The sequence below is a fragment of the Celeribacter baekdonensis genome (assembly GCF_003047105.1).
GTDB classification, from domain to species: domain Bacteria; phylum Pseudomonadota; class Alphaproteobacteria; order Rhodobacterales; family Rhodobacteraceae; genus Celeribacter; species Celeribacter baekdonensis_B.
Genome location: NZ_CP028475.1, coordinates 3090500 through 3115952 on the forward strand (window position 1 = coordinate 3090500; position 25453 = coordinate 3115952).

Here is a 25453-nt window from a genome sequence, read left to right on the forward strand (position 1 = left end):
TGGAGGCTTCTATGATTCCTGACCGCGTGGTCGCGACCCCTGCCGCACGGGCGTTGCTGGCCGATATTATCACGGACCATGGTCCAGTGATGTTTGTGCAATCGGGCGGATGTTGCGATGGCTCATCACCGATGTGCTACAAAAAGGGCGACTATTTGATCGGCGCACGTGATGTGAAGCTGGGCGAGATTGAGGGGGTTGAGGTTTGGATCTCAGGATCACTCTTTGAGATTTGGCGCTACAGTCAGATGGTTTTGGATGCCGGCCCCGGCCATGGTGCGGGATTTTCGCTCGACACGGGGCGCGGCCAATGTTTCCTGTCGCGATCGCGGCTTTTCTCTGACGACGAAGCGGCGGCTTTGTCGCTCTGATCTTCGGCTGTCTTGGGTGCCAAGTCACAAAAACAAACCCCCGGAGCTTGCGCCACGGGGGTCGTATTTTTATGTCCCATCATCCTTGCGGACAAGGGCCGCTCGAAACGTCGAGCCTCTCGGGGCCTGACGGCTTAAAGAGACATACCTTCGCGCTGAGCTTTTTTACGAGCCAGCTTACGGGCACGGCGAATGGCCTCGGCCTTCTCGCGCGCTTTCTTCACGGACGGCTTTTCGAAATGTTGCTTCAGCTTCATTTCACGAAAAACGCCTTCACGTTGAAGTTTTTTCTTCAGAGCCCGGAGGGCCTGATCGACGTTGTTATCACGAACGCTAACCTGCATGTGGTGTCACCACCTTCCTAGTTAGATTTGCATGAATTGCAGGAAGTGGCCATATAGCAAAGTCACCCTAGCTTGTCTACTATGCTCGTAAGCCGCAAAAGGACGTATCAGATGACAACCACCGCTTATCCCGATCCGACTCGTGAAAAACTGCTCGATGCCGCGCTTGTTCATGTGGTGTTTGATGGCTGGGGGCCTGAGACCTTTAAAGCGGCTATTGCTGATTCGGGGGTCTCCGAAGGCTTGGCGCGTGTTGCCGCCCCGCGTGGCTCCGTCGATCTGGCCAGTGCCTATCACAAACGCGGCGACCGAGAGATGGTCAAGGCGCTCGCAGACGCCGATCTCTCAACCATGCGCTTTACCGACCGCGTCACCCATGCCGTATGGCTGCGGTTGCAAACGGTGGATCGCGAATTGGTCCGCCGTGGCATGTCGCTTTTCTCTTTGCCGCTTCATGCCCCTGAGGGCACGAAATTGGTCTGGGAAACAGCGGATGCCATTTGGACTGCGCTGGGGGACACGTCGAGTGATGTGAATTGGTACACCAAACGCGCGACGCTGTCGGGTGTGTATGCCTCGACCGTGCTGTTTTGGCTCGGCGATGACAGCGAAGGCTTCACCGACACCCGCGCCTTTCTTGACCGGCGCATTGAGGATGTGATGAAGATTGAAAAAGCCAAAGCCACGGTGCGCGACAACAAAGCGCTGTCGGCGCTGTTCGCCGTGCCAAATGCGCTGTTCGGGAGGATCAAAGCCCCTGCGGGGGCAGGTCGGACAGATGTCCCCGGAACCCAGCAGAGCACGCAAGGAGCGACGGAATGACCATGGCAAACACCTTGCCGACAACCATGCGCGCGATTGAGATTTCCACGCCGGGTGGCCCCGAAGGTCTGACGCTGTGCGAACGCCCGGTGCCCACGCCCAAAGCCGATGAGATCGTGATCAAACTGGCCTATGCCGGGGTCAACCGTCCCGACGCCTTGCAGCGCGCGGGGCTTTACAATCCGCCGCCCGGTGCGTCTGATTTACCCGGTCTCGAGGGCGCGGGCGAGGTTGTGGCTGTGGGCGCGGCGGTGTCTGAGTGGCGGATTGGCGATCTGGTCTGTGCGCTTTTACCCGGCGGTGGCTATGCCGATTATGTGGCTACCCCTGCCGCCCATGTGCTTCCAGTGCCCAAGGGTCTGTCATTGAAAGAAGCCGCCTGTTTGCCGGAGACGTTTTTCACCGTCTGGAGCAATGTGTTCATGCGCGGCGGATTGCAGGCGGGGGAGCGGTTTTTGGTCCATGGCGGCTCATCCGGGATTGGCACAACCGCAATCCAACTCGCGCGCGCGTTCGGGGCGCGAGTCTTTGCCACGGCAGGCTCTGCTGAGAAATGCAAAGCCTGTGAGGGATTGGGGGCCGAACGTGCGATCAACTACCACGATGAGGATTTCGTCGAGGTTATGAAAGCCGAGGGTGGGGCCAATTTGATCCTCGACATGGTTGGCGGCGATTACATCCCGCGCAATGTGCGTGCGCTCGCGATGGAGGGCCGCTTGGTCAACATCGCCTTCCTGCAAGGTTCAAAGGCCGAGTTGAATTTTGCTCAGGTGATGATGCGGCGGCTGACGCTGACCGGATCAACGCTGCGACCACAATCGGACGCGGCCAAGGCCAAAATCGCTGAGGCTCTGATGGCGAAAGTCTGGCCGTTGGTTGAGGCGGGGCAGGTCGGTCCTGTGATGTATTCGGAGTTCGCGCTTGCGCAGGCAAGCCAAGCCCACGCGTTGATGGAAACCAACGCCCATATTGGCAAGATCGTTTTGAAACTCTGAGTATTTTGACCTGCAATGAAGGGATGTGCGCCTTCATTGCAGGTCAAATACTCATTCTATCGCCTCAAATAACGCATCATCCAAGGTGCAATCGAGGATCACATCCGCGCCGCATTTACGGGGTTCCAAATCTTTGGTCAGGCAAATGCGCACCTCCTGGATACGGCTGGCTTTGCACGTCACAGTGATCTCGTTTTTGTCCAATCCCGCGTTCTCTTTCATGAATGCCTCTTCGATCAAAGCGGCAGGAAGTTTCACGTCTTTGGTCAGTTTGCGAAACACCTCTGGGCGGGTGATTTTCGCGTAGGCTGCGCGCGCGGTGGCCAGATAATCAGACGCCGAAAGCCCTGCGCAGCGCCCGTGTTTCTTCCACTGATACCACGCCGCACCATCTGTCCCCATGATGTCTTCCATCGCGGCAGTTTCGCGTTTTGACGGGTCGCGCGCGGTGGTGTTGCAATAGGACGGATAGCCCCGTTCATACTGCGGCCAAAGCCCGTGCATCACCCAGCCCAGTGCGCGATCACATTGCGGCGAATTGCGCGCCTCGCCCTCAAGCGCACACCATGTTGGGGACCAAGACAGAGACAACACATAATAGTCGAAATTTCCGGCCCGCTCGCCCTCGGCCATTGCAGGTGGTGCGATGAGCAAAACCAAGCCCAGCAGGGCACTCACGATCCGTTTACGCATTTTCTCTTCCCTCTTTTCTCGATCCGCAGTATACAGCGGCCAAGTTCCCCGACAACGTGAACCGTCCCGACCCCGGGAAAGCCCTTTCAGGCGACGGAGAAGTTGTATTCGGGCAAGACCTATTTATGGAGTGTGTCCTATGGCAAAACCGATCATGGCGAAAGCCACCGCTGTCTGGCTGGTCGATAACACCACGCTGAGCTTTAAACAAATCGCCGATTTTTGCGGCCTGCATGAGCTTGAAGTTCAGGGCATCGCCGATGGTGATGTGGCGGCCGGCGTGCGCGGCTTTGACCCGGTGGCCAACAATCAGTTGACCGCAGAGGAAATCAAAGCGGCGGAAGAAAATCCGATGGCGCGCCTGTCGTTGAAATACAATGCTGCCGCTCAGGGCGAAGAAAAACGCCGTGGCCCGCGCTACACGCCGCTGTCCAAGCGTCAGGACCGTCCGAATTCGATTCTGTGGCTGGTGAAATTCCACCCGGAATTGGCCGATATTCAGATCGCCAAACTGGTCGGCACCACCAAACCGACGATCCAATCTATCCGCGAGCGCACCCATTGGAACATCGCCAATATGCAGCCAATCGACCCGGTTGCTTTGGGTCTGTGTAAACAATCCGAGCTGGACACAGCCGTGCAAAAAGCCGCCCAGAAACGCGCCGCAAATGGCGAGGCGATGACCGATGACGAGCGTCGCAAACTGCTGTCCACGGAGCAATCCTTGGGCATGGATGCAGAGCCGAAAATGCCATCTTCGATCTCCGGGCTTGAGACCTTTTCCTTTGGTCGCGACCATGAAGAGGAAAAAGAAGAGGCCGTGCCAGATGCGGACAGCTTCTTTAACCTGCCCGATCACGGCGATGATGACGAAGACGACGACAAATAAGCGTCTGACATCCTGTCAAAAAGAAAACCCAGGCCGATCGGTCTGGGTTTTTTCTTGCGCGCATTGAAGGCAGAGATCAGACGGATTTACGCGCCTTGAGAGCCGCGCTGATCGTCCCATCATCAAGATAATCCAACTCACCGCCAATCGGCACACCCTGCGCCAAAGACGTTACAGCGCATCGTCCCGCCAGCTCATCACTGATGTAATGCACCGTGGTTTGGCCATCAACCGTGGCATTGAGCGCGAGGATCACCTCATGCACCTGTTCGTCGATCACTCGTTGGATCAGTGCTGGAATGCGCAGGTCTTCTGGACCGACGGCGTCGAGCGCCGACAATGTCCCGCCCAGCACATGATAGCGGCCTTTAAATCCGCCCGCGCGCTCCATCGCCCATAGGTCCGACACGTCTTCGACCACGCAAATCTCGCCGATCGCGCGTTTTTCCGAAGCACAAATGCCACAAAGGTCACCCGTGCCGATATTGCCGCATTTCACGCATTCGCGCGCCGTGTCGGCCACCAATTGCATCTGCGTCGCGAGTGGGGCCATCAGGCGCCCGCGTTTTTTGATCAGGTGCAACACCGCACGCCGGGCCGAACGCGGTCCAAGCCCCGGCAAGCGCGCCATGAGGTCAATCAGCGCCTCAATATCTTGACGGTCCTCGTTCACAAGGGGCTCAGAACGGCAGTTTAAAATCAGCCGGAAGCCCAAGGCCCTCGGTCAGTTTCTGCATCTCTGTTTCGGCGCGCAGCGAGGCCTTTGCTTGCGCATCTTTGATGGCCGCAAGGATCAAATCCTCGACCACTTCCTTCTCATCGGGGTGGAAAATCGACGGATCAATGTCGAGCCCGATCAACTGACCTTTGGCGGTTGCGGTGGCTTTCACAAGCCCCGCACCGCTCTCGCCCATGACGGTCATCTCCGACAATTTCTCCTGAAGCTCCGCCATGTCGCTTTGCATTTTTTGGGCTTTTTTCATCATCCCGGCCATATCGCCGAGCCCACCTAGGCCTTTGAGCATGTTGTTCTCCTGATCTCTGACTTGGTCTGATTTGGGGGTGTTGGGCGCGATATTCAATCGCTTTCAAACGGGTCCCATTCATCCTCAACCTCAGGCAGGGCCTCAAGCTGGGCGGCCTGCGCTTTGGTTTCGGGCGTGCGCACCTCGGCGATTTTCGCGTCGGGGAAAAGTTCAAACACTTTGGCGACAATTGGGTGGGCTTTGGCCTCATTTTCCAAAGCGATGCGTGTGGCATCTTTGATTTCGCGGATCGTGCGCACGTCGTGTGACGCCTCCGCAATGGTCACGACCCAGCGGTGGCCGGTAAAGGCAAACAAGCGGCTTTGCAGGCGCGGGGCCAGATCGGCGGGGGCGTCATCATGGGGCTGAAATTCGATCCGACCGGGTGCGTATTTCGCCAAACGCACATGGTTTTCCACGTCGATCAAAAGTTTCGCGTCGCGGTGCAGGCGGATCAAGTCGACCACATCGTCAAACCGCGGATATTTCGCCAAAGCGGTGTCCGGGGCCTGCGCCAATGCGGTGGCTGCGCCTGACATGCCAGAGCTTGCCCCGGCCATCATCGTCGGCCCGTGAGTGGCGTGACCGCCGCCGATGGAGCCGCCTTGCGCCGACACAGAGCCGCCGCCAGAGGGCGCGGCTCCACCGCCACTTGGGCCAGAAGGCGGGCGTGGCGGCGGGTTTTGTTCGTTCAGTTTACGCACCAAATCTTCGGGCATCGGGAGGTCAGCGACATGGGTCAGCCGGATGATCGCCATCTCAGAGGCCATCATCGCATTCGGCGCGGCGGAGACTTCTTCAAGCGCTTTCAACAACATCTGCCACATCCTCGACAGAACCCGCATCGGCAATTTCTCCGCCATCGCCAGCCCGCGCATCCGTTCGTCTGGGCCGATGGTGGGATCATCTGCGGCATTTGGTGTGATCTTGATCACCGAAATCCAATGGGTGATCTCAGCCAGATCGCGCAGCACCGCCAAAGGGTCGGCCCCGTCAGCATATTGCCCGCCGATCTCGCCCAAAGCGCCTGCCGCGTCGCCAGCCATGATCATGTCGAACAGATCCAACACTCGACCGCGATCGGCCAGGCCCAACATGGCGCGGACCTGTTCGACCGTGGTTTCGCCCGCGCCGTGAGACAGGGCTTGGTCCAAAAGCGAGGTCGCATCCCGCGCCGAGCCTTCGGCAGCTCGGGTGATCAACGCCAGTGCTTCGTCGGTGATCTGACCGTTTTCGCCGCCAGCAATTTTGCGCAACAGCGCGATCATCACTTCGGGTTCGATCCGGCGCAAATCAAAGCGCTGACAGCGCGACAGCACCGTCACTGGCACCTTGCGAATTTCGGTGGTGGCAAAAATGAATTTGACGTGGGCGGGCGGTTCTTCGAGCGTCTTGAGCAGCGCGTTGAACGCACTGGTCGAGAGCATGTGAACCTCATCAATGATATAGATTTTATAGCGCGCGGAGGCGGCCCGGTAATGCACTGAGTCGATGATTTCGCGGATGTCGCCCACGCCTGTGCGCGAGGCGGCGTCCATTTCCATCACATCGACATGACGGCCCTCGGTGATGGCGACGCAATGTTCGCATTGGCCACAGGGTTCGGTCGTCGGCCCACCGTTTCCGTCCAACCCGATACAGTTCATGCCTTTGGCGATGATCCGTGCGGTGGTGGTTTTGCCGGTGCCACGAATGCCGGTCATGATAAAGGCTTGGGCGATGCGATCCGCCGCAAAGGCGTTTTTGAGCGTGCGCACCATGGCGTCCTGACCGACGAGGTCGGCGAAGGTTTCCGGGCGGTATTTGCGTGCCAGAACCTTATAGCCTGCGTCGGTGTCAGACATGCGTTTTCTCCCAAGTGATCCGTTGCGGCTAAGGTAAGGCTGCGGGGCAGACCCCGCAACCTTGTTTCATGCGATCTTTGCGATCGGGCTCACTCGCCGCGTTTGACGCTTTTGACTTTTTTGGCTTGTTTCACCATTTTTGAGAACTTTCGCCCGCGCCCGCGCGCCTCGGAAATGCTTTCCGAATTGCGGCTGTCCTCTTCCATCAGCTTGCGCCAACGCTCGACCCGAGGCTCATCCAATTCACCCGTTTCAATCGCCGCACGGATGGCACAGCCCGGTTCGGTGCGGTGTTGGCAATCCGAAAATTTGCAGGTCATCGCCAGATCGGTGATGTCCTCAAACAGGGTGCCAATCCCCTCCATCGCATCATGCAACGCCAATTCGCGCATTCCGGGCGTGTCGATCAACCAGCCCCCGGCGTGCATCCGGTGCATGGAACGTGCGGTGGTGGTGTGGCGGCCTTTGGCGTCGTCTTCGCGAATGTCGCCGACGTCCAAATCCTCGCCGGTCAGCCCGCGTGCGATGGTGGATTTGCCAACGCCAGAAGACCCAACGAGCGCAAGGGTTTGCCCTGTGCCGCAGTAATGCTCAAGGCGGGCGATGTCGGCCGGATCTTTGGCATTGATCGCCAAAATCTCCGCCCGATCATAAATTGCCTTGGCGCGGTCCACATAGGCCTCAATCGGGATATCTTCGGGCTTGTCTGCCTTGGTGATGACGATCACGGGTGTGGCCTCGGCTTCGATGGCGATCGCGAGATAGCGTTCGAGGCGCGCCTCATTAAAATCGGTGTTGCAGGACGTGGTGATGAACAGCGTGTCGATATTGGCCGCGATCAGTTGCGCGGCGGCGGCGACACCCGCGGCGCGGCGTGAGATCAACGTGCGTCGGTCCAGCCGCCGGATGATGCGTTCGCCGTCCGAGAGGACGAAATCGCCCACCGCCATATCGGTGGCGACATGATCCCCGGTCAGAGAAATGTTGAGCCGCTCAAGCCCTGCAGAAAGCGCCACAACGGAGCGACGACGCACTTCGCAGAGGCGCATGGGGGTGAGGGTTTCGAGGTCTTCGATACTGAGTTGGCTGGTGAAAAACTGGCTCCAGCCGAGGGTTTTCAGGTCGTTAGATGTGGTGTCTTTGGTCATTGGTCTGCCTTGCGTGACGCAAAAAAGGGCCTCGCGCCGGATGGGCGGCGAGGGCATTCGGTCTCGGGCAGTCCGAAAATGGGAAGCGCCTTAAGCGGCAACAGCCCGAGGGGTGCAAGACAAGACAATCATCAAATTCCTCCTCGGTTGGCGGTTGCGGGCCACGCTTTGAAAGCTGCGACCCGGTGGGCGTAGGGTGAGAGGCTGGACAACGACCCAAGCTGGACTCGTTACGGCTGCTTCCTTCCGGATCTGACCGGGTTGGCGAGGCGCTCGCCCGCGCCAACCTCTCAAGGGGTTACATAAGCGTCACAGGGCGGATTCGCAAGAGGGCGGATGCACCCCGTCCTCTTGATGATGTTTTTACCCCTGTGGGCGTTCCGCCCAACCCGCAAAGATTTTTTCCAGCGCGACGACGATGTAATAAAGAACGATCCCCAAAAACGCCAAAGCGATCAAAACTGCGAACATCAGGGGGTAATCGGCGTTGATTTTGCCGCTATCAAACAGGTGGCCAAGGCCGCGCCCATGCGGTTCGACGATCTCCATCAGGTTGGTGCCGATAAAGGCCAGTGTGACCGACACTTTCAATGCGCCAAAAAATTCCGGTAGGGTTTTTGGGAGCGCAATCTTCCAGAAAATCGTCCATTTCGAGGCCCCGAGCGAGCGCAAGATGTCGCGGTATTCTGGCTCCAAGGTCGAAAGGCCAATGGAGACCGCGACAGAAATCGGAAAGAACGAAATCATGAAAGCGATCAGAATGGTGTTGAAATCATGCTGTCCGATGAAAATCAGTGCGATCACGGGGACAACAGTGGCTTTGGGGATGGCATTGAAGCCGACCAAAAGCGGGTAAAGCGCATCACGCATGGTGCGTGAAAAGCCCATGATCATGCCGATCAAGGTGCCAAAAATCACCGCAACGATCAGCCCCACAACAGTGCGCCAGAGCGTTTGCCAGCCGTAAATGAGGAACAGGTTCCAATATTTCGCATAGGCCGGGATCAGGTCCGAGGGCGAGGCCATTTTGTAATTTGGCCACTGGTTGAACCAAACGATGAATTCCCAAAACGCCAGAAAAGCGATGATGGCCAAAAGCGGCGTGGCGACTTTTTTCCAATGTTTCATTGTGCCGCCCCCTCTGCGCGACCTTGCGCAACTTCGATCTGATGGCGCAGGCGATGTAGAATGTCGGTGGCCTCTTGTGTGTAAATCACTTCCAAATCGGTGCGCCCCGAAAGTTTCACATTTTCAATATGTTGGGTCGTTGCTGGTCGGCCAGAGAGCACAATCACCTCATCGGCCAGATAGACGCTTTCGCGCAAATCATGGGTGATCAACACGCCGGTAAACGGTTCTTCGGCGCGCAGACGGTGCATGGTTTGCCACAGGTCTTCGCGGGTAAAGGCATCGAGCGCACCAAAGGGTTCGTCCATGATCAACACGTCGGGTTTGTGCACAATCGAGCGACAAAGCGAGGCGCGTTGACGCATCCCGCCGGAGAGTTCAGAGGGGCGTTTGTCCTCAAACCCCTCAAGACCAACGAGCGCCAAAAGATCGCGGGCGCGGTCCTGTTTTTGGCGTTTGCTCATGCTGTTGGGGACGATTTCGAGCGGCAGCAACACGTTGTCCAAAATCGTGCGCCATTCCAAAAGCACCGGGTTTTGAAACGCCATGCCCACGGTCGAGCGCGGCGATGTGACCCGTTCGCCATGCAGCCAAACTTCGCCCTCATCGGGCTTCATCAGCCCGGCGATCAATCGCGTCAGTGTGGATTTGCCACAGCCAGACGGACCAACCACGGCGCAAAAATCGCCTTCGGGCACCGAAATGTTGAGGTTTTCGAGAACCGGCAGGGGGCCGTTTTCGGTTTTGTAGGCGTGGGTGACGCCTTTGATGTCTATGAGGTTTGTCATCTAACTCTCTGCCGTCTCTGAGCCGCGCCATAAAAAGCGGGCGCGGCCTTTGGAAAGGTCCCGCGCCCGCATCAATTTTCGGGGTGCTTATTTCAGCATCCGGTCCGCAGCGGCGGGCAGGTAGGCGTCGGTAAAATAGAGACTCGCATCCGGTGCGGCTTTGAACTCATAGACCATGCCGAGTTGTTCCAAAGAGCCTTCAAACCGGGCCGCATCAATGCCGCCAAAGCCGTTTGCCACAACGTAATCGGTCAACACGTTGCCTTCGAGCGCAAGCTCCAGGCGGCGGGTTTCGAGGTCAACATCAGAGGCCGGGTTGTATTTCACCATGTTTTCGACGGCGGCTTTCGGATCGACAACCGCATCTTTCCAACCGGCGACAACGGCGGTCAAAAAGCCTTTGATCGCATCAGGGTGCTCGGCGGCAAAGTCGGTGTTGACCAAAAGCACGTTGCCATAAAGGCTCACGCCAAAATCGCTCATCATAATGGTCGAAATGTCATCCTCGGGCACGCCAAGACGCACGAGGTTGAGATAGGACGAGAAGTTAAAGCCCGTGACAGCATCGACTTTACCCTCGGCCAGCATCGGCTCGCGGGTCGGAAAACCGACCGGCTCGACGGTGATCTTTGACATGTCGAGATCGTTTTCGGCGGCAAAGATCGGGAACTGTGCCCATGCGCCATCGGGCGGCGGCGCGCCCAAAACGTGACCTTCAAGGTCTTTCGGCGCTTCAATCCCCAAGGATTTGCGGCCCACTACGGAAAACGCCGGAGCATCATAGATCATCATGATCGCAGTGACCGGCGCGCCGGGGTTTTGGTCGAGAAATTTCACCAGACTGTTGATGTCGGCCATGCCAACAGGGTAGGCGCCGGTGGCCACTTTCGGGATCGCATCAAGCGAGCCTTGGCCGGCGGAGATTTCCACGGATAGGTCCTGATCGGCAAAATATCCGGCTTCGATCGCGGTGAAAAACGGGGCGGCGGGGCCTTCGAATTTCCAGTCGAGCGCAAATGGCAATGCGGTTTCGGCATAGGCGGTGGTTGCGGTCAGCGCGAAGGCTGCCAAAGTTGTAAAGGATTTATAGAACATGGATTTCCCTCGTGTCGTTCCGGCCCAGTGTGGCGCAGGGGCGTTTTCGCCGCGAGGGCAAGGTTCACAATCATGTATACAACCTTTGTATTCGCACACAAATACATCACATAAACTCATGTGTGATTAAATATAGTGCAGGTATGGCGAATCTCGATTTCTACATGACGCAGGGGCAACCTGAGGCATGCGACTCAAGGGGCGGGTTTAGGTGACCAAGCCCACCCCTATGAATGTTAAAGCGTGATGCGGAATTGCGCGAAACCATCATGGCCTTCGCCCGCGTCTTCGATGGTGAGACCGTCGAGATCGGCCAGATGTTGGTGCGCGGCAGGGCCGGTTTCAAACAACACTGTGGTGTCGCCCAAGGGAGCAAGCGACCAATTGTTGTCGGCGGTTGGATTGATTGTGCCTTGGTCCACGATATAGCGCACGATGATGTCGCGGTTGGTGTCCGGTCCTTCGAAAATCACGGTCGTGCCATCAGCGCCGGGGAAGGTGCCGCCGCCGCCCGCACGGTAGTTATTGGTGGCGACGATGAATTCCATCTCGTCGGTCACCGGCGCGCCATTGTAGGTCAGATTGACGATGCGCGAGGCGTTCGGGTTCAAAACCTCGCCACTGGTGTCAAACCGCGACGGTTGCGAAATGTCGATTTGGTAGCTCACGCCATCAATGACATCGAAATTGTAGGAGGCAAAATCGGGGTTGAGCAAAAGCGCATCTTTCGCGCCTTTATCGACCTGATTGAACATGCCAGCGGAGCGTTCCAGCCAGCCTTTGAGTTGCGCGCCATTGATCCGTACCGCGCGGATTGTATTCGGATAAAGGTAGAGATCGGCGACGTTTTTGATCGCCACATCGCCCACGGCCACGTCAGTGTAATATTCCGGTCCGCCACGTCCACCGGCCTTAAACGGTGCTGCGGCAGATAAGATCGGCAGGCCGTCGTGTTCGGTGCCTTTCATCATCTCGCCAATGTACCAAAGTTGGGCGTTGGACACGATTTGCACCGACGGATCGTCGGCCACGAGGGCAAAATAGGAATGCAACGGCGCGTTGGTTTTGCCCACGGCGCGGCGCACATAGGCCAGCGTTTGCTCGTGAACATCCATGATCGAGTCCAGCACAGGATCGACACTTTCGACCAAGGGGGAGATCGAACGATCTTCGTTGCGCTGTGCGATCGGGCGGGTTTCAACGGCGTTTGTGACCACGCGCCACGCGTTGCCGTCTTTTTCCAACAGCAAATCCATCACACCAAGATGCGAGCCCCAATAGCCGCCCATGACCGCCGGTTTGCCGTGGATCAACCCCTTTTGCGCATCGACCGCCGCATAGCCATCATAGGTTGCAGACGGGAACACAAGGTGGGAATGCCCGGTCATCAGCGCGTCAATGCCGTCAATCTCGGCCAAGGGCACGGACGCGTTTTCCATTCTGTCGCTGTGCGCGGCTGCGCCAATGCCGGAGTGGTTGAGTGCGATGATAATATCGGCACCTTTTTCTTTCATTTCAGGAACATAGGCGCGGGCCGTCTCGACGATGTCGCGGGCCTCAACGGCACCTTCAAGGTTCTTGCGGTCCCACATCATGATCTGGGGCGGAACAAAGCCGATCAGGCCGATTTTGATGGTGTGGGTCTCGCCGGACCCATCGGTCAGCTCGCGGTCCAAAATCACATAGGGCGGTAAAAGTGTTTTATCGGCGCGCGGGTTGGCCCCCATTTCAGTGACGACATTGGCAGAAATCACCGGGTAATTGGCTCCGGCCAATGCCTTCATCAAAAAGGGAATGCCGTAGTTGAATTCGTGGTTGCCCAAGGTGGAGGCATCAAAGCCCACGGTGTTCATGGCGGTGATGACGGGGTGCATGTCGCCCTCTTTCATCCCGCGCTCATAGGCAATGAAATCGCCCATCGGATTGCCTTGAAGAAAGTCCCCATTATCAACCAACATCGTGTTGGTTGCCTCGGCGCGCACGGCGTTGATATGCGCCGCAGTACGCGCAAGCCCGACAGTGTCGATCAGTTTGTCCGAATAATAGTCATATGGAAAGACATGCACATGCAGGTCAGTTGTTTCCATAACCCGCAAATGCGCTTGGTTTACGGCCGCGCGCGCAGAAAAAGGGTGAAGAGCAATCAAGGCAGATCCTGCGATTGTGCCGGACATGAAGCCGCGGCGATTCATATTTGTTTTCAAACGGCTCATGATGCGCCTCCTTTTGACATACGTTGGCGCAAACATTTACACGTCACAAGACACTGGTGTGACGGCGGTAAAATTATCAGTCCTTTGACCTGAAACAAACCCTTTCGAGTTGCCTTTTTAGTCGCATGAACAACTTTAGGTTGTTTTTTTGATTATTGTCGCACAGAGACAACACAATCATGTGGTTTTTGCGCGAAATGCGTAGCTGGAACCGCTGGCCGTACACCCGAAATCGACATATGGCTGACCGTATGAGAAAAGAATCTGTGGTTTTTGCAGCCGGGGTGCTGCGTCGTGAGGCCCATTTGCGGCCAGATGCCAAGTCGCTTTGGGCCCAAAAAAATGCTTTGATCGTACCGTTTTGGCACAAAATGCCATTGATGCGGCAGGCGGGCGGACTTGCGTTTTGCACAACCGAAGATCCCGCGTTTGATCCCGACAAGCACCCCTGTCTGTTCTTAGGCCTCTCAGACGAGAATGCGCCGATTTTTGCGGTCGATGTTGACGATTGGAAGGGTGCCATACCGACAGATGAGGCCGTGATGCCATGGTCGGGGGTGCCGTTCCCTGTGCAGAAATCGAAGGGACGGAGTTTCATGATTTGAGGTCGCTGATGACCCAGTTGACCCCTTGGGAGGCTGAGGTCGCGGCAACGGCACGCGGTATTTTGGAATGGCACGGGCGGCATAGGTTTTGTGCCAATTGCGGTGCGCCCACAAAGATGTCCGATGGTGGTTGGCGGCGCGACTGTGCGGCCTGCTCGGCGCACCATTTTCCGCGTACGGATCCTGTGGTGATCATGTTGGTGACCCATGGAAATTCCGTACTTTTGGGCCGCAATGCAGCCTGGCCCGAAGGGATGTATTCGCTTTTGGCCGGGTTCATGGAACCGGGCGAGCCGATTGAGGCCGCCGTACGGCGCGAGGTTTTGGAAGAATCGGGGGTGGTCATTGGCGCGGTCGACTATGTCGCCAGTCAGCCATGGCCCTTTCCCGCCTCGTTGATGATTGGCTGTCGGGCTGAGGCGTTGACGCGCGAGATCACGCTGGATCCCAATGAGCTTGAGGATGCGCTTTGGGTGACCCGCGAGGAGCTATCTGTTGCGATGGCCGGGCTGTCCGATAAAATTCGCCCGGCCCGAAAAGGCGCATTGGCGCAATTTCTTCTGACCAAGTGGCTTGCAGACTGTTGGGAATAACGGGATAACATGGGCCGGGGCAGTGATCACAAGTGAGTTGGCATGAAATTTTCGACCCGTCAGGACATTGAAGCACCGGCAGAATTTGTCTTTGAACGCCTTGTTGATTTTGAGGGCTTGGAGCGTCAGGCGATGCGGCGTGGCATCAACGTCAACCGTAAATCGCCCAGCCAGCCGCGTGGGGTTGGTGCCGGTTGGACGTTGAAAGTTCCGTTTCGAGGGAAATTGCGCGATTTGGTCGCTGAAATCCGCGAATATGATGCGCCCAACGGTTTGATGGTCGACGCGAAATCAGGTGGGTTGGACATGATTTTGACCGCTGATCTTTTGGCACTTTCGCCGCAGCGCACGCGTATGACGCTTGGCTATGACGTGCGTCCGAACACATTGTCGGCGCGGATTCTGGTTCAGTCGGTGAAATTCGCAAAGGGCACATTGCAAAAGCGGTTTGAAACCCGCGTTTCAAAATTTTGCGACCATTTGGCGGATGAGTACCTAGGCGCGTCCAAAAGATAATTCGGAACGCGCCTAAGAGTTGTCCATGTTTAGGTCCGACGCGGGTCAGCCGGATAGACGCCTAAAATCTCAACCATTTCAGTGAAATACCCCAATTCATCTAGCGCGCGGCGCACGTTTTCGTCGTCGGGATGGCCTTCGATATCGGCATAAAACTGTGTTGCGGTGAAAACCCCGTCGACCATGTAGCTTTCCAGCTTGGTCATGTTGACGCCATTGGTGGCAAAGCCCCCCATCGCCTTATACAGCGCAGCCGGGAGGTTGCGGACGCGGAACATAAAGGCGGTGACCATTTTGTCGGCGCGGCGGGTATAATCGGCTTCGCGTGCCATGATGAGAAAACGAGTGGTGTTGAGTTTGTGGTCTTCAATATGGCGGGCCAGCACATCAAGTCCGAAAATTTCACCAGCCAATTCTGAGGCGAACGCCCCGATCTCCGGGTTGCCCTCTTCTTGAACGGATCGTGCGGCGGCGGCGTTGTCAGACCAATTGATCGTTGTCAGGCTATGGTCGCGCACAAAGCCACGGGCCTGCCCCAAAAGCACGGACATGGCACGCACCTGTTTGATGTCGGATGTTTTCGTGCCGGGAAGTCCCAAAAGGTTCACATGCACGCGCACGAAGGTCTCATCAATGATGTGCAGGCCTGATTCTGGCAAAAGGTGATAGACGTCTTGCACCCGTCCATAGGTCGAATTTTCGACCGCAATCATGCCAAGATCAGCCGCCCCGAGCGCACAGCCTCCATCGCATCCTCAAAGGTCGGGCAGGGCAGGGGCTCAAACGCGGGGCGCGCTTCACAGCATGCTTGATGGGAATATGACCCCAGTTCTCCCTGAAATGCGATGCGTCCGGTCATTTTCGACCCCTTTTGTCTCATAGTTTTGCGCTAACTTGCGTGGGTGACGGTCTTATACCTTGAAATGCACTAGGGGAAGCGGGTAGATAGCGCGCGACGAATGCATATAAACGGAACGCGACATGTTCAACACTATGACCATCACCAAGGTCGTCGGCGGCCTTTGCGGCACCTTCTTGATCTTCCTCTTTGCCAATTGGGCTGGGACCTCCATCTACTCGATGGGCGGCGCTGGTCATGATGGCGAACACGCCCAAGCCTATGTCATCGCGACAGGCGAAGAAGATGCCGCCCCGGCAGAAGAGGTGGTCCAAGTGAGCTTTGACGAGCTTTTGGCCTCTGCTGACGTTGCGAAAGGCGAAAAAGTCTTTTCCAAATGCAAGGCCTGCCACAAAGTGGACGGCACCAACGGCACCGGTCCGCACCTTGATGGCGTGTTCGAGCGTGTCGTCGCAAGCGTCGATGGGTTCACCTACTCCGACGGCATGATGGCCCACGGTGGCGCCTGGACACCCGATGCGCTCAACGAATTTCTGCTCAACCCGAAAGGCGTTGTTTCGGGCACCAAAATGTCTTTCGCAGGTCTGCCGAAGATCGAAGATCGCGCCAATCTCGTGGCCTATCTTCAGTCGATCTCTGGCTGATCTCAACAGATCGCGCCTGATTGCATCACAAACCCCCATTGGCCGTGTGCCAGTGGGGGTTTTCTTATGCAAACTCTTACGCGCTTGGGTGCGATCACGGTTTTTCGATGTGTTGTAACTTGCATGTGGGCGTGTCGACACATTACCGTCGCACAGAGCAAGACGCGCCGCCCAATGGCGCATCCACAACACTTTCGGAGGTTCCATATGTTCGCACGCCCCGCTTTTCGCACAGGTTTCCCGATCTTGGCCCTGTTGGCGCTTTTGGGGGGGCTGCGAAAGCTGAGGACACGATCACACGCACATGGTTCACCGATTGGGATACGGTGAAATATTCCGAACCCTTTGACCACCTCGATTACGTCAACCCAGATGCGCCCAAAGGTGGCGACATCGTTTTGGGCACGGTTGGCACCTTTGACAGTATGAACCCCTTCTCTACCCTGTCAGGGACGCCCGCAGCTTTGTCGTCGACCCCGTATGAGCGGTTGATGGACGGGACGGCGGATGAGTTCACCGGGGCTCAGTACTGTCTTTTGTGTGAAACCTTGGAGTATCCTGAGAGCCAGGAGTGGGTGATTTTCCACCTGCGCAAGGATGTGACCTTTTCTGACGGCACGCCGATGACCGCCGAGGATGTGGTGTTCACTCATAACAAATTCATCAACGAAGCCACGCCATCATGGCGCGCGGGCGTCAGTGCGATGATTGCGAAAGTCGAGGCGCTTGATCCCTATACCGTCAAATTCACCTTTCAACCGGACATCCCACGCAAAGGGTTGATCGGACAGGCCGGGTCGACTTTGGTGATGCAAAAAGCGTGGTTTGACGCCCATGACGCCAAGTTGGATGAGAAACGTTTCGATGTCTCTCCCGGCACAGGGGCCTATATGTTGGACAGCTACGACGCCGGCCAATGGGTGAAATACAAACGCAACCCGGATTATTGGGGCATCAAACATCCGCTCAAAGTCGGGCGCGAGAATTTCGACACCATCAAGGTGATCTATTTCGGCGATACGATTGCGGCGTTTGAGGCGTTTAAATCGGGTGAGATCACGTTCCGCCAAGAAACCTCGTCTTTGAATTGGGCCACCGGTTATGATTTTCCGGCTCTGGAAAAGGGCTGGGTGATCAAAGCCACACTTCATGATGGCTCACTGCCCGGCGCGGCCGGATTTTTGTTCAACCTGCGCCGGGACAAGTTTCAGGATCGCAATGTGCGTTTGGCGCTTGGGTTGATGTATAATTTCACATGGACCAATGACACGTTGCAATACGGGCTGTTCAAACAGCGCGAAAGCTTTTGGGAAACACCGCAGCTCAAGGCCACAGGCCTGCCTGAGGGCAAAGAATTGGCCTATCTTGATGAGGTCCGCGACATGGTCCCGCCTGAGATTTTCACCGAAGAGGCGTTTTTGCCTCATACGTCGGGCGAACGCTCTTTGGACCGTCGCAATTTGCGTAAAGCTTTGGCTTTGTTAGAGAAGGCCGGATATGTCCCCGGCGATGATGGCAAGTTGCGCAATGCCAAGGGCGAGACGCTGGATGTTGAATTCCTGCATTACAACCCGGCGTGGGATCGCATCATCAATCCCTATATCGAAAATCTTGTCGCGTTGGGCGTGAACGCCAGCTACAACCGCGTCGATGCGAACCAGTACCAAGCCCGAACCCAAAGCTTTGATTACGACATGATCTACAGCGGCTATGCGAACGGGTTTGAGGAAGGGTCAAGCTTTGATCAGAAATACGGATCTGACAATGTGAACGACGTGTTCAACCCGGCGGGTCTGTCTGATCCGGCGATTGATTATCTGGGCAAACGCTTGTTAGAGGTCGAAAGCTATGACGATATGGCCGCCGTTGTGCGTGCTGCCGACCGGATCATGCGCTACGACTATTTCATTGTTCCCGCGCATATGAACGACGCATTTTGGGTGGCCTATTACAACATGTATGAGCACCCGTCCGAGGATAAAATGCCACCGCTTGATCTGGGCTATCTGGATTTTTGGTGGGTCAATGCCGACAAAGAGCAGGCGCTCAAAGCCGCCGGCGCGTTGAAATAAGCAGTCAGGACAATCCCGATGGGAGCCTATATTTTAAGGCGCATTTTGTTGATCATTCCGACCCTTCTGGGCATCATGATCCTCAATTTCGCGCTCACCCAATTCGTGCCCGGTGGCCCTGTCGAACAGGTCCTGGCCAATATGCGTGGCGAAGGCGATGCCTTTGCCTCCTTTACCGGCGGTCAGGGCGATGCGGGCCAAAACATGGATGTGCTCGACGGCAATGGCTATGAAAGCGAATATGCCGGGGCACGCGGTCTTCCGCCCGAGTTCATTCAGGATCTGGAACGTCAATTCGGTCTTGATAAGCCGCCTTTGGAACGCTTCCTCTCGATGATGTGGAGCTACATGCGGTTTGATTTTGGTGAGAGCTATTTCAAATCCGAGAAGGTGCTTGATCTGGTCTGGGACAAGCTGCCTGTGTCGATCACCCTTGGGCTTTGGGCGACGTTGATTTCCTATTTGATCTCGATCCCTTTGGGCATTCGCAAGGCCGTGCGTGATGGATCAAGCTTTGACACATGGACCTCGGGCATCATCATCGCCGCCTATGCGATCCCCGGATTTCTCTTTGCGATCATGCTCTTGGTGCTGTTTGCGGGCGGGTCTTATTGGCAAATCTTCCCCCTGCGCGGTCTGACCTCGCCGAATTGGAGTGAGATGACGCTGGTTGGCAAGGCGTTGGACTACCTGTGGCACATTGCTCTGCCGGTGCTGGCCTCGGTGGTTTCGTCCTTTGCCACGCTTACGCTGTTGACCAAAAACTCCTTTCTCGATGAAATCCGTAAACAATATGTGGTCACCGCCAAGGCCAAGGGTCTGTCTGAGTCCCGCGTCCTCTACGGCCATGTGTTCCGCAATGCGATGTTGATCGTGATCGCGGGCTTTCCGGGGTTGTTTTTGGGCGTGTTCTTTGGCGGGTCGGTTATCATCGAAACGCTGTTCTCGCTCGATGGTTTGGGGCGTTTGGGCTACCAAGCTGCGCTTGAACGTGACTATCCGGTGATCTTTGGCACGTTGTTTTTCTTTGGCCTCATCGGCCTGTTGATCGGCATCCTCTCCGACCTGATGTATGTCTTTGTCGATCCGCGTATCGACTTTGAAAAGAGGGACACATGACACTTTCCCCCCTCAACCAACGCCGCTGGCGCAACTTCCGTGCCAACCGCCGCGCGTTTTGGTCGCTGATCCTGTTCTCGATCCTGTTCGGCCTGTCGCTCTTTGCCGAGTTTCTGGCCAATGACAAACCGATCCTCGTGCAATACCGCGGCAACTATTACATGCCGATTTTCAATTTCTACCCGGAAACCGAATTTGGCGGCGATTTCAGAACCGAGGCCGTCTATCGCTATGCCGAGGTGCAATGTTTGGTCAAAACTGGCGGTATGGTGGACTGTTTCGACGATCCTGACGCCCTGATCGAAGATGCCAAGGACGGCGTCATCAACGGGGACAAGATCGAGAAAGGCTGGATGCTCTGGCCGCCGATCCGCTATTCGTTCAACACCCAAGTTGAGGGGCCGGGGGCCGCGCCCTCGCCGCCGACCTCACAAAACTGGCTGGGCACGGATGACACCAAGCGCGATGTTGTCGCACGGGTGATTTACGGCTTCCGCCTGTCGGTGTTCTTCACCTTGATCGTCTCGGTGCTTTCGTCTTTCGTGGGTATCATCGCAGGCGCGCTTCAGGGGTTTTTTGGCGGCCGTACCGACCTGATTTTTCAACGGATTTTGGAGATTTGGGGTGCGATGCCGTCGCTCTATGTGATCATCATCCTGTTTGCTATTTTGGGGCGAAGTTTCTGGCTTTTGGTCATGGTCACCATCCTGTTTGGCTGGACCGCCTTGGTCGGCGTGGTGCGGGCCGAATTCCTGCGGGCGCGCAATTTCGAATATATCCGTGCCGCCCGCGCGCTCGGCGTCTCCAACGGCACCATCATGTTCCGCCACATGTTGCCCAACGCCATGGTTGCCACTTTGACAATGCTGCCCTTTATTGTGACGGGCAACATTGGCACGCTGGCGTCGCTCGATTTTCTCGGCTTCGGCTTGCCCTCGTCCTATCCCTCATTGGGCGAAATGACGCTTCAGGCCAAACAGAACCTTCAGGCGCCTTGGCTGGGCTTCACCGCCTTTTTCACCTACGCCATCATGCTTTCGCTGCTTGTCTTTATCTTTGAAGGCGTGCGCGATGCTTTTGACCCGAGAAAGACCTTTCGATGAGCCTTTTGCGCTACACAGATCTCCGCGTTGGCTTCCGTCAGGATGGCGGCACGGTCGAGGCCGTCAAGGGCGTGTCTTTTACCGTTGAAAAGGGCGAAACTGTCGCGCTTGTGGGGGAATCCGGTTCCGGCAAATCGGTCACAGCGCTCTCAAGCGTGAACCTTTTGCCCGACACGGCCGAGATCACGGGGTCGATTACCTATCAGGGTCAAGAGCTTGTCGGCACGCCCGAAAAGGAATTGCGCAAACTGCGTGGCAATGACATCAGCTTTATCTTCCAAGAGCCGATGACCTCGCTCAACCCGTTGCATACGCTGGAAAAACAGCTTTCTGAGGTGCTTTTGATCCATCACGGCATGACCGGCACTGCGGCACGCACTCGGGTGATTGAGCTGTTGGAACAGGTTGGCATCCACGACCCGGAAAGCCGTCTCAAAGATTATCCGCACCAACTGTCGGGCGGCCAACGTCAGCGCGTGATGATCGCAATGGCTCTGGCCAATGATCCTGAACTTTTGATCGCGGACGAGCCGACCACGGCGCTTGATGTGACCATTCAGGCGCAGATTTTGGAGCTGTTGCGCGAGCTCAAAGATCGACTTGGTATGTCGATGCTGTTCATCACCCATGATCTCAACATCGTGCGCAAAATCGCTGATCGGGTCTGTGTGATGAAAGACGGAGAGATTGTCGAAACCGGCCCGACGGCGGTGATTTTCGACAACCCGCAACACCCCTATACCCAAATGCTTTTGGCCGCTGCCGCCACGGGCCGCCCGGACCCGGTGCCCGAAGACTCCGACGTCGTGGCAGAGGCCGAAAACCTGCGCATCTGGTTCCCGGTACAGCGCGGTTTCCTGCGCAAAACGGCGGGCTATGTCAAAGCGGTCAATGCCGCGACATTCTCGGTGCGCGAAGGCGAAACCTTGGGCATCGTGGGCGAATCGGGTTCCGGCAAAACCACGCTGGCGCTGGCGCTGATGCGGCTGATTTCCTCACAGGGGACCGTGGTGATTTTGGGGCAGAACATTCAAGGTTGGTCCAACCGCCAGTTGCGGCCACTGCGCGCCGATATGCAGATCGTGTTCCAAGACCCGTTCGGGTCGCTCTCTCCGCGCATGACTGTGGCACAAATCATCGCCGAGGGGCTGAGCGTGCATAAGGTCGAGGGCTATGCCTCCAATGAGGCGGCGGTGATCGACATCATGCGTGAAGTTGGGCTCGATCCCGAGACCCGCCATCGCTATCCGCACGAGTTTTCCGGCGGTCAACGCCAACGTATTGCCATTGCCCGCGCGATGATTCTACGGCCACGGCTTTTGGTCTTGGACGAACCGACTTCGGCACTGGATATGACGGTTCAGGTGCAGATCGTTGAGCTTTTGCGCAAGCTGCAAGTCACGCATAAACTGGCCTATCTGTTCATCTCTCACGACCTGCGCGTTGTGCGGGCGCTGAGCCATAAAGTGATGGTGATGAAGCGCGGTGATGTGGTTGAGGCGGGCGATGCCGATGCGATTTTCGACGCGCCGAAAGAGGCCTACACCCGTGCCTTGGTGGCCGCGGCGTTTGACCTAAAAGTAGAAGAGGGCGCAGGGCTCTAACGCCCCACGCCCTCTCAATTTCAGTCTCTCTCACTGTTGATCAGGACGGGCCGATGGGGGCACAATCGGTGCCGCGCGCTTCCAACCGGCGACATGTCATCGCGGCCAAATCTTCGGTCAGTCCGAGGAAATTCGCGTCATAGCCACGTTTGGTTTTGACCACTTTGCGCAGCGCCCCATCAAGCATTTCGATCTCTGTCAGCGCGGTGCGCAAGAGCTCTTTGCGGGCTTCATATTCCGAGCCATACGTGCCGATATTGATGCCCCAATGGCGGCTGCCAGAGGTCGAGATCCGCGTCACCACTTCGGGCCCGGTCGGGATCGGATCGGCGGACACAGCGGATGTGGGTTCGATTGAGGCGAGTTGTAATTTTTCAGGTGTCTCGTAGCGTGCCGGGCGCAGGATCGGCGCGATAGCGGGTATCGTGGGCGCGGTTTGCGCGCGTGTGGCTTCTGCCGCTAAAATTGTGCTCGCTTCCACCGTGGCCTCGGTCGCTGCGGCCAAAAGCGCGGCCTCCTGATTGGCTTTTTCCAAGGCCGAGAACACATCAGCAGAGGCAGCCAGCAACATTTGCTCATCCTCGGGGCTAATTCGCGCATTGGTCGGGCTTTCGGGATCGGGCTTTTGGCCATATTGATGCTCACCCGCACGATTTTCGACGCCACTTTCGGGGCAGTTTCGCCCTTGGCCACCATGATAGCTGCGCCACCAACCTTACCCAAATAGGGTGGTTTTTTCGGTTTGATGACAGAGACATTTGTTGGCGCGCGTTTGAACCCAAGGTCCATCAATTCGGTCACTTTGGCGTTGCGCGCGGCTGTCGAGCGGCCGCCAAAGACGGTCGTGATGATCCGCTCATTGCCATGCTGTGCCGAGGCCACAAGGTTAAACCCTGCCGCCGCAGTGTAGCCGGTTTTGATGCCATCTGCGCCGGGATAGGCGCTTAGAAACCGCGAGTTGGTATGGGTGACGGTGGTCACACCCGCGTCGGCGGTTTTGCGCGAAAAGATGTTGTAATATTCCGGGTAATCATAAAACACATGGCGCCCCAAAACGGACATGTCGCGGGCGGTAGACAGGTGACCTTCTTCGGTCAGGCCATTGGCGTTTTTAAACGTGGTGCGCGACATGCCAAGCTCTTTGGCCGTGCGATTCATCCGGCGGGCAAATGCGGCCTCGGAGCCTTCGATGGCCTCGCCGATGGCGGTGGCAGCATCGTTGGCAGATTTCACGGCGGCGGCGCGGATGAGGTAGCGCAGTTTGATTTTTTGACCGGCCTTGAGGCCCAATTTCGAGGGCGGCTCTGAGGCGGCATTGCGCGACACGGTGACGAGGGTATCGAGGGTGATTTCACCATGTTCGACTGCCTCAAAAGCGATGTAGAGCGTCATCATCTTGGTCAGCGAGGCCGGGTGCAGTCGGGTGTCGGCATTGGTCGCGTGCAACACTTTGCCGTTGCGCGCATCCATCACCAGCGCGGCATATTCCGCCGCCATCATCTTTGCCGACATTGCGATTGTCATCGCAAAGGCGATCAAAATAAGAGGGAAAATACGTCTTGATACGGCACGCAGGACTCCCCGCGCTTGCACGTTGCTCATCATGATAAATCTGCCTCGTCCTGCCGGATCATTTCGCCCAGCTTATTTTGAAAACGTAGCACAGGCTTTCGTTTGAGAAAACCGCGAATTTTCAAAGACTTTGGGAGGATGCAGAGTTGCAACGCCACATGTGGTGGCTATGGCTACATCGCCCACCACATGGTGAAGTTCGCGGCATAAAAAAGAGAACTGCGGCGAGGGTGATCAGAGGCCGAGCGTTTCGATGAGTGTCGGCAGGGCCCCCAAATCACCCAGTTCACGGTAGCGTGGGTGATTATTGGGCGCCTCCGCATGTTCGATTTCCCAGGTCCAGTTGTGTGGAATGAACACGCCCCACGCCCCGGCTTCAAGCGGCGGCAGCACATCGGACTTCATCGAATTGCCCACCATCATCGCAGCTTCGGGGCGACATTGTGCCGTGCGAAAATGCTCGCATAGACCTCGGGCGTCTTGGCGGAGACGATTTCGACCCCATCAAACAGATCGCCCAAACCGGACTGTGCCAATTTGCGCTCCTGATCCAACAGATCGCCTTTGGTCACCAACAGGATTTCATGCTGTTCAGCGAGGGCGCGCACGGTCTCTTCGACGCCATCGAGCAGGTGGATCGGGTGCCGCAACATCTCCTGTCCGGCGGCGATCAAGTCGGCGATGACGGAGGCGGGGACCTTTTGATCCGTCACCTCTATCGCGGTTTCGATCATCGACAAGACAAAACCTTTGATGCCGAATCCATAGTGGCCAAGGTTGCGTCGCTCTGCGGCCAAAAGCCGGCGTGCCAAGTGATCCCGTTCGGTGTAATTGGCCAAAAGATCGGCGAATCGCTCTTGGGTCAGGCGAAAAAACGCCTCATTTTCCCAAAGCGTGTCATCCGCATCGAACGCGATTGTCGCGAGTTTGACAGACATATGCTAAGCTCCCTTTACCCGTTTTGGCATAACCCTCTTTATTCATGCGAAAAAGGGTCTATATAACGCCAATCAAGACCGTAAGTTTGTGCAAAATCCAAAATCGGAGACGCCAGAGTGACCCTCTCGCCTCACATGATGTCCGACAAAGACGACCGTTTCGACGACGGCGATGTCGATCTTGCGCTTAAAACCAAGCCAAAAACCAAACGCCCGCCTTTGTATAAGGTGATGCTTTTGAACGATGATTACACGCCGATGGAATTTGTCGTTCTGGTGCTGGAGCGCTTTTTTGGCATCGGTCATGGTCATGCGACCGAGATCATGCTGACCGTGCATAAAAAGGGCTTGGCCGTCGTCGGGGTCTTTCCGTTCGAGATTGCCGAAACCAAAGTGCAGCAGGTGATGGATTTCGCCCGCCGCCATCAACATCCGCTGCAATGCACGATGGAAAAGGAATAGGCGTTTCGCCG

At 56.7% G+C, this 25453-nt stretch carries 23 protein-coding genes, 1 other RNA gene and 3 pseudogenes; 13 read left to right on the plus strand and 14 right to left on the minus strand.

Annotation, left to right across the window (positions count from 1 at the left end):
* Positions 1 to 11 precede the first annotated feature (11 nt).
* Positions 12 to 371 (plus strand): DUF779 domain-containing protein, encoded by a 360-nt coding sequence (locus DA792_RS18880; RefSeq protein WP_107722022.1) that lies wholly within the window; start codon positions 12 to 14, stop codon positions 369 to 371.
* A 134-nt stretch (positions 372 to 505) separates the two neighbouring features.
* On the opposite strand, the gene rpsU is transcribed toward DA792_RS18880, so the two are convergent.
* A complete protein-coding gene (rpsU, locus tag DA792_RS18885; protein ID WP_009572408.1) occupies positions 506 to 715 on the minus strand; it encodes a 30S ribosomal protein S21 in 210 nt (69 codons plus the stop codon).
* A gap of 111 nt (positions 716 to 826) precedes the next feature.
* Between rpsU and DA792_RS18890 the strand changes: the two genes are divergently transcribed.
* Both DA792_RS18890 and DA792_RS18895 read left to right on the plus strand, forming a co-directional pair.
* Entirely contained in the window at positions 827 to 1537 is a 711-nt protein-coding gene (locus DA792_RS18890) for a COQ9 family protein (protein ID WP_107722024.1), read from the plus strand.
* Entirely contained in the window at positions 1534 to 2532 is a 999-nt protein-coding gene (locus DA792_RS18895) for an NAD(P)H-quinone oxidoreductase (protein WP_439099370.1), read from the plus strand. Before DA792_RS18890 ends, DA792_RS18895 begins: the two co-directional genes overlap by 4 nt.
* A gap of 51 nt (positions 2533 to 2583) precedes the next feature.
* Here DA792_RS18895 and DA792_RS18900 read toward each other — a convergent pair whose 3' ends face one another.
* A complete protein-coding gene (locus DA792_RS18900; RefSeq protein WP_107722027.1) occupies positions 2584 to 3225 on the minus strand; it encodes a ribonuclease T2 family protein in 642 nt (213 codons plus the stop codon).
* A gap of 139 nt (positions 3226 to 3364) precedes the next feature.
* Here DA792_RS18900 and DA792_RS18905 point away from each other — a divergent pair, with 139 nt between their 5' ends.
* On the plus strand, positions 3365 to 4114 hold the full coding sequence (locus DA792_RS18905) for a DUF1013 domain-containing protein (RefSeq protein WP_107722029.1): 750 nt from the start codon (positions 3365 to 3367) through the stop codon (positions 4112 to 4114).
* Positions 4115 to 4190: 76 nt separating this feature from the next.
* Here the strand turns inward: DA792_RS18905 and recR are convergent, their stop codons facing one another.
* The 9 genes from recR to DA792_RS18950 form a co-directional block, all read right to left on the minus strand.
* Positions 4191 to 4787 (minus strand): recombination mediator RecR, encoded by a 597-nt coding sequence (gene recR, locus DA792_RS18910; protein WP_107722031.1) that lies wholly within the window; start codon positions 4785 to 4787, stop codon positions 4191 to 4193.
* Between the two features lie 7 nt (positions 4788 to 4794).
* Entirely contained in the window at positions 4795 to 5139 is a 345-nt protein-coding gene (locus DA792_RS18915; RefSeq protein WP_107722779.1) for a YbaB/EbfC family nucleoid-associated protein, read from the minus strand.
* Between the two features lie 53 nt (positions 5140 to 5192).
* Positions 5193 to 6983, minus strand: coding sequence for a DNA polymerase III subunit gamma/tau (locus DA792_RS18920; protein WP_107722034.1), 1791 nt, complete (start codon positions 6981 to 6983; stop codon positions 5193 to 5195).
* 89 nt (positions 6984 to 7072) lie between these two features.
* The gene (gene rsgA, locus DA792_RS18925; protein WP_107722780.1) at positions 7073 to 8131 is read right to left on the minus strand and encodes a ribosome small subunit-dependent GTPase A; all 1059 of its coding nucleotides are present in this window, start codon (positions 8129 to 8131) and stop codon (positions 7073 to 7075) included.
* Between the two features lie 195 nt (positions 8132 to 8326).
* Positions 8327 to 8423: signal recognition particle sRNA small type (ffs, locus tag DA792_RS18930), an RNA gene on the minus strand.
* 71 nt (positions 8424 to 8494) lie between these two features.
* Positions 8495 to 9259, minus strand: coding sequence for an ABC transporter permease (locus DA792_RS18935; RefSeq protein WP_107722035.1), 765 nt, complete (start codon positions 9257 to 9259; stop codon positions 8495 to 8497).
* A complete protein-coding gene (locus tag DA792_RS18940; RefSeq protein WP_107722037.1) occupies positions 9256 to 10047 on the minus strand; it encodes an ABC transporter ATP-binding protein in 792 nt (263 codons plus the stop codon). The genes DA792_RS18935 and DA792_RS18940 overlap by 4 nt, the downstream gene beginning before the upstream one ends.
* Before the next feature lie 87 nt (positions 10048 to 10134).
* On the minus strand, positions 10135 to 11142 hold the full coding sequence (locus DA792_RS18945; protein WP_107722039.1) for an ABC transporter substrate-binding protein: 1008 nt from the start codon (positions 11140 to 11142) through the stop codon (positions 10135 to 10137).
* Positions 11143 to 11378: 236 nt separating this feature from the next.
* Complete coding sequence (locus DA792_RS18950; RefSeq protein ID WP_107722041.1) at positions 11379 to 13355, minus strand: bifunctional 2',3'-cyclic-nucleotide 2'-phosphodiesterase/3'-nucleotidase; 1977 nt, start codon at positions 13353 to 13355, stop codon at positions 11379 to 11381.
* 251 nt (positions 13356 to 13606) lie between these two features.
* Here DA792_RS18950 and DA792_RS23460 point away from each other — a divergent pair, with 251 nt between their 5' ends.
* Genes DA792_RS23460 through DA792_RS18965 form a run of 3 tightly spaced genes read left to right on the plus strand, consistent with a single transcriptional unit; the run spans position 13607 to position 15069 of the window.
* Complete coding sequence (locus DA792_RS23460) at positions 13607 to 13960, plus strand: NUDIX-like domain-containing protein (protein ID WP_159075323.1); 354 nt, start codon at positions 13607 to 13609, stop codon at positions 13958 to 13960.
* An 8-nt stretch (positions 13961 to 13968) separates the two neighbouring features.
* Positions 13969 to 14553, plus strand: coding sequence for an NAD(+) diphosphatase (gene nudC, locus DA792_RS18960; protein WP_417267962.1), 585 nt, complete (start codon positions 13969 to 13971; stop codon positions 14551 to 14553).
* 42 nt (positions 14554 to 14595) lie between these two features.
* Positions 14596 to 15069, plus strand: coding sequence for an SRPBCC family protein (locus DA792_RS18965; RefSeq protein WP_107722049.1), 474 nt, complete (start codon positions 14596 to 14598; stop codon positions 15067 to 15069).
* Positions 15070 to 15098: 29 nt separating this feature from the next.
* Here DA792_RS18965 and DA792_RS18970 read toward each other — a convergent pair.
* Positions 15099 to 15928: pseudogene (locus tag DA792_RS18970) on the minus strand (prephenate dehydratase).
* 122 nt (positions 15929 to 16050) lie between these two features.
* On the opposite strand from DA792_RS18970, the gene DA792_RS18975 reads away from it, so the two are divergent.
* The 5 genes from DA792_RS18975 to DA792_RS18995 all read left to right on the plus strand — a co-directional run bounded on the left by DA792_RS18975 (position 16051) and on the right by DA792_RS18995 (position 22470).
* On the plus strand, positions 16051 to 16572 hold the full coding sequence (locus DA792_RS18975) for a c-type cytochrome (RefSeq protein WP_107722051.1): 522 nt from the start codon (positions 16051 to 16053) through the stop codon (positions 16570 to 16572).
* A 131-nt stretch (positions 16573 to 16703) separates the two neighbouring features.
* Complete coding sequence (locus DA792_RS18980; protein WP_254679311.1) at positions 16704 to 18644, plus strand: extracellular solute-binding protein; 1941 nt, start codon at positions 16704 to 16706, stop codon at positions 18642 to 18644.
* 18 nt (positions 18645 to 18662) lie between these two features.
* A complete protein-coding gene (locus tag DA792_RS18985) occupies positions 18663 to 19763 on the plus strand; it encodes a microcin C ABC transporter permease YejB (RefSeq protein ID WP_107722053.1) in 1101 nt (366 codons plus the stop codon).
* On the plus strand, positions 19760 to 20866 hold the full coding sequence (locus DA792_RS18990; RefSeq protein WP_107722055.1) for an ABC transporter permease: 1107 nt from the start codon (positions 19760 to 19762) through the stop codon (positions 20864 to 20866). The genes DA792_RS18985 and DA792_RS18990 overlap by 4 nt, the downstream gene beginning before the upstream one ends.
* The gene (locus tag DA792_RS18995) at positions 20863 to 22470 is read left to right on the plus strand and encodes an ABC transporter ATP-binding protein (RefSeq protein WP_107722057.1); all 1608 of its coding nucleotides are present in this window, start codon (positions 20863 to 20865) and stop codon (positions 22468 to 22470) included. The genes DA792_RS18990 and DA792_RS18995 overlap by 4 nt, the downstream gene beginning before the upstream one ends.
* 40 nt (positions 22471 to 22510) lie before the next feature.
* Here the strand turns inward: DA792_RS18995 and DA792_RS19000 are convergent.
* Together DA792_RS19000 and DA792_RS19005 are read right to left on the minus strand one after the other, a co-directional pair.
* Positions 22511 to 23994 (minus strand): annotated as a pseudogene (locus tag DA792_RS19000) (D-alanyl-D-alanine carboxypeptidase family protein).
* Positions 23995 to 24276: 282 nt separating this feature from the next.
* A pseudogene (locus tag DA792_RS19005) lies at positions 24277 to 24980 on the minus strand (HAD family hydrolase).
* Positions 24981 to 25118: 138 nt separating this feature from the next.
* Here DA792_RS19005 and clpS point away from each other — a divergent pair.
* Positions 25119 to 25442 (plus strand): ATP-dependent Clp protease adapter ClpS, encoded by a 324-nt coding sequence (gene clpS, locus DA792_RS19010; RefSeq protein ID WP_009572437.1) that lies wholly within the window; start codon positions 25119 to 25121, stop codon positions 25440 to 25442.
* Positions 25443 to 25453 lie beyond the last annotated feature (11 nt).

Excerpts from the sequence above, each read along its gene's own strand:
- DA792_RS18880 (WP_107722022.1), top strand. The coding sequence starts at position 12 with ATGATTCCTGACCGCGTGGTCGCGACCCCTGCCGCACGGGCGTTGCTG.
- rpsU (WP_009572408.1), bottom strand. The coding sequence starts at position 715 with ATGCAGGTTAGCGTTCGTGATAACAACGTCGATCAGGCCCTCCGGGCT.
- DA792_RS18890 (WP_107722024.1), top strand. The coding sequence starts at position 827 with ATGACAACCACCGCTTATCCCGATCCGACTCGTGAAAAACTGCTCGAT.
- DA792_RS18895 (WP_439099370.1), top strand. The coding sequence starts at position 1,534 with ATGACCATGGCAAACACCTTGCCGACAACCATGCGCGCGATTGAGATT.
- DA792_RS18900 (WP_107722027.1), bottom strand. The coding sequence starts at position 3,225 with ATGCGTAAACGGATCGTGAGTGCCCTGCTGGGCTTGGTTTTGCTCATC.
- DA792_RS18905 (WP_107722029.1), top strand. The coding sequence starts at position 3,365 with ATGGCAAAACCGATCATGGCGAAAGCCACCGCTGTCTGGCTGGTCGAT.
- DA792_RS18915 (WP_107722779.1), bottom strand. The coding sequence starts at position 5,139 with ATGCTCAAAGGCCTAGGTGGGCTCGGCGATATGGCCGGGATGATGAAA.
- DA792_RS18920 (WP_107722034.1), bottom strand. The coding sequence starts at position 6,983 with ATGTCTGACACCGACGCAGGCTATAAGGTTCTGGCACGCAAATACCGC.
- rsgA (WP_107722780.1), bottom strand. The coding sequence starts at position 8,131 with ATGACCAAAGACACCACATCTAACGACCTGAAAACCCTCGGCTGGAGC.
- DA792_RS18935 (WP_107722035.1), bottom strand. The coding sequence starts at position 9,259 with ATGAAACATTGGAAAAAAGTCGCCACGCCGCTTTTGGCCATCATCGCT.
- DA792_RS18940 (WP_107722037.1), bottom strand. The coding sequence starts at position 10,047 with ATGACAAACCTCATAGACATCAAAGGCGTCACCCACGCCTACAAAACC.
- DA792_RS18945 (WP_107722039.1), bottom strand. The coding sequence starts at position 11,142 with ATGTTCTATAAATCCTTTACAACTTTGGCAGCCTTCGCGCTGACCGCA.
- DA792_RS18950 (WP_107722041.1), bottom strand. The coding sequence starts at position 13,355 with ATGAGCCGTTTGAAAACAAATATGAATCGCCGCGGCTTCATGTCCGGC.
- DA792_RS23460 (WP_159075323.1), top strand. The coding sequence starts at position 13,607 with ATGAGAAAAGAATCTGTGGTTTTTGCAGCCGGGGTGCTGCGTCGTGAG.
- nudC (WP_417267962.1), top strand. The coding sequence starts at position 13,969 with ATGACCCAGTTGACCCCTTGGGAGGCTGAGGTCGCGGCAACGGCACGC.
- DA792_RS18965 (WP_107722049.1), top strand. The coding sequence starts at position 14,596 with ATGAAATTTTCGACCCGTCAGGACATTGAAGCACCGGCAGAATTTGTC.
- DA792_RS18975 (WP_107722051.1), top strand. The coding sequence starts at position 16,051 with ATGTTCAACACTATGACCATCACCAAGGTCGTCGGCGGCCTTTGCGGC.
- DA792_RS18985 (WP_107722053.1), top strand. The coding sequence starts at position 18,663 with ATGGGAGCCTATATTTTAAGGCGCATTTTGTTGATCATTCCGACCCTT.
- DA792_RS18990 (WP_107722055.1), top strand. The coding sequence starts at position 19,760 with ATGACACTTTCCCCCCTCAACCAACGCCGCTGGCGCAACTTCCGTGCC.
- DA792_RS18995 (WP_107722057.1), top strand. The coding sequence starts at position 20,863 with ATGAGCCTTTTGCGCTACACAGATCTCCGCGTTGGCTTCCGTCAGGAT.
- clpS (WP_009572437.1), top strand. The coding sequence starts at position 25,119 with ATGTCCGACAAAGACGACCGTTTCGACGACGGCGATGTCGATCTTGCG.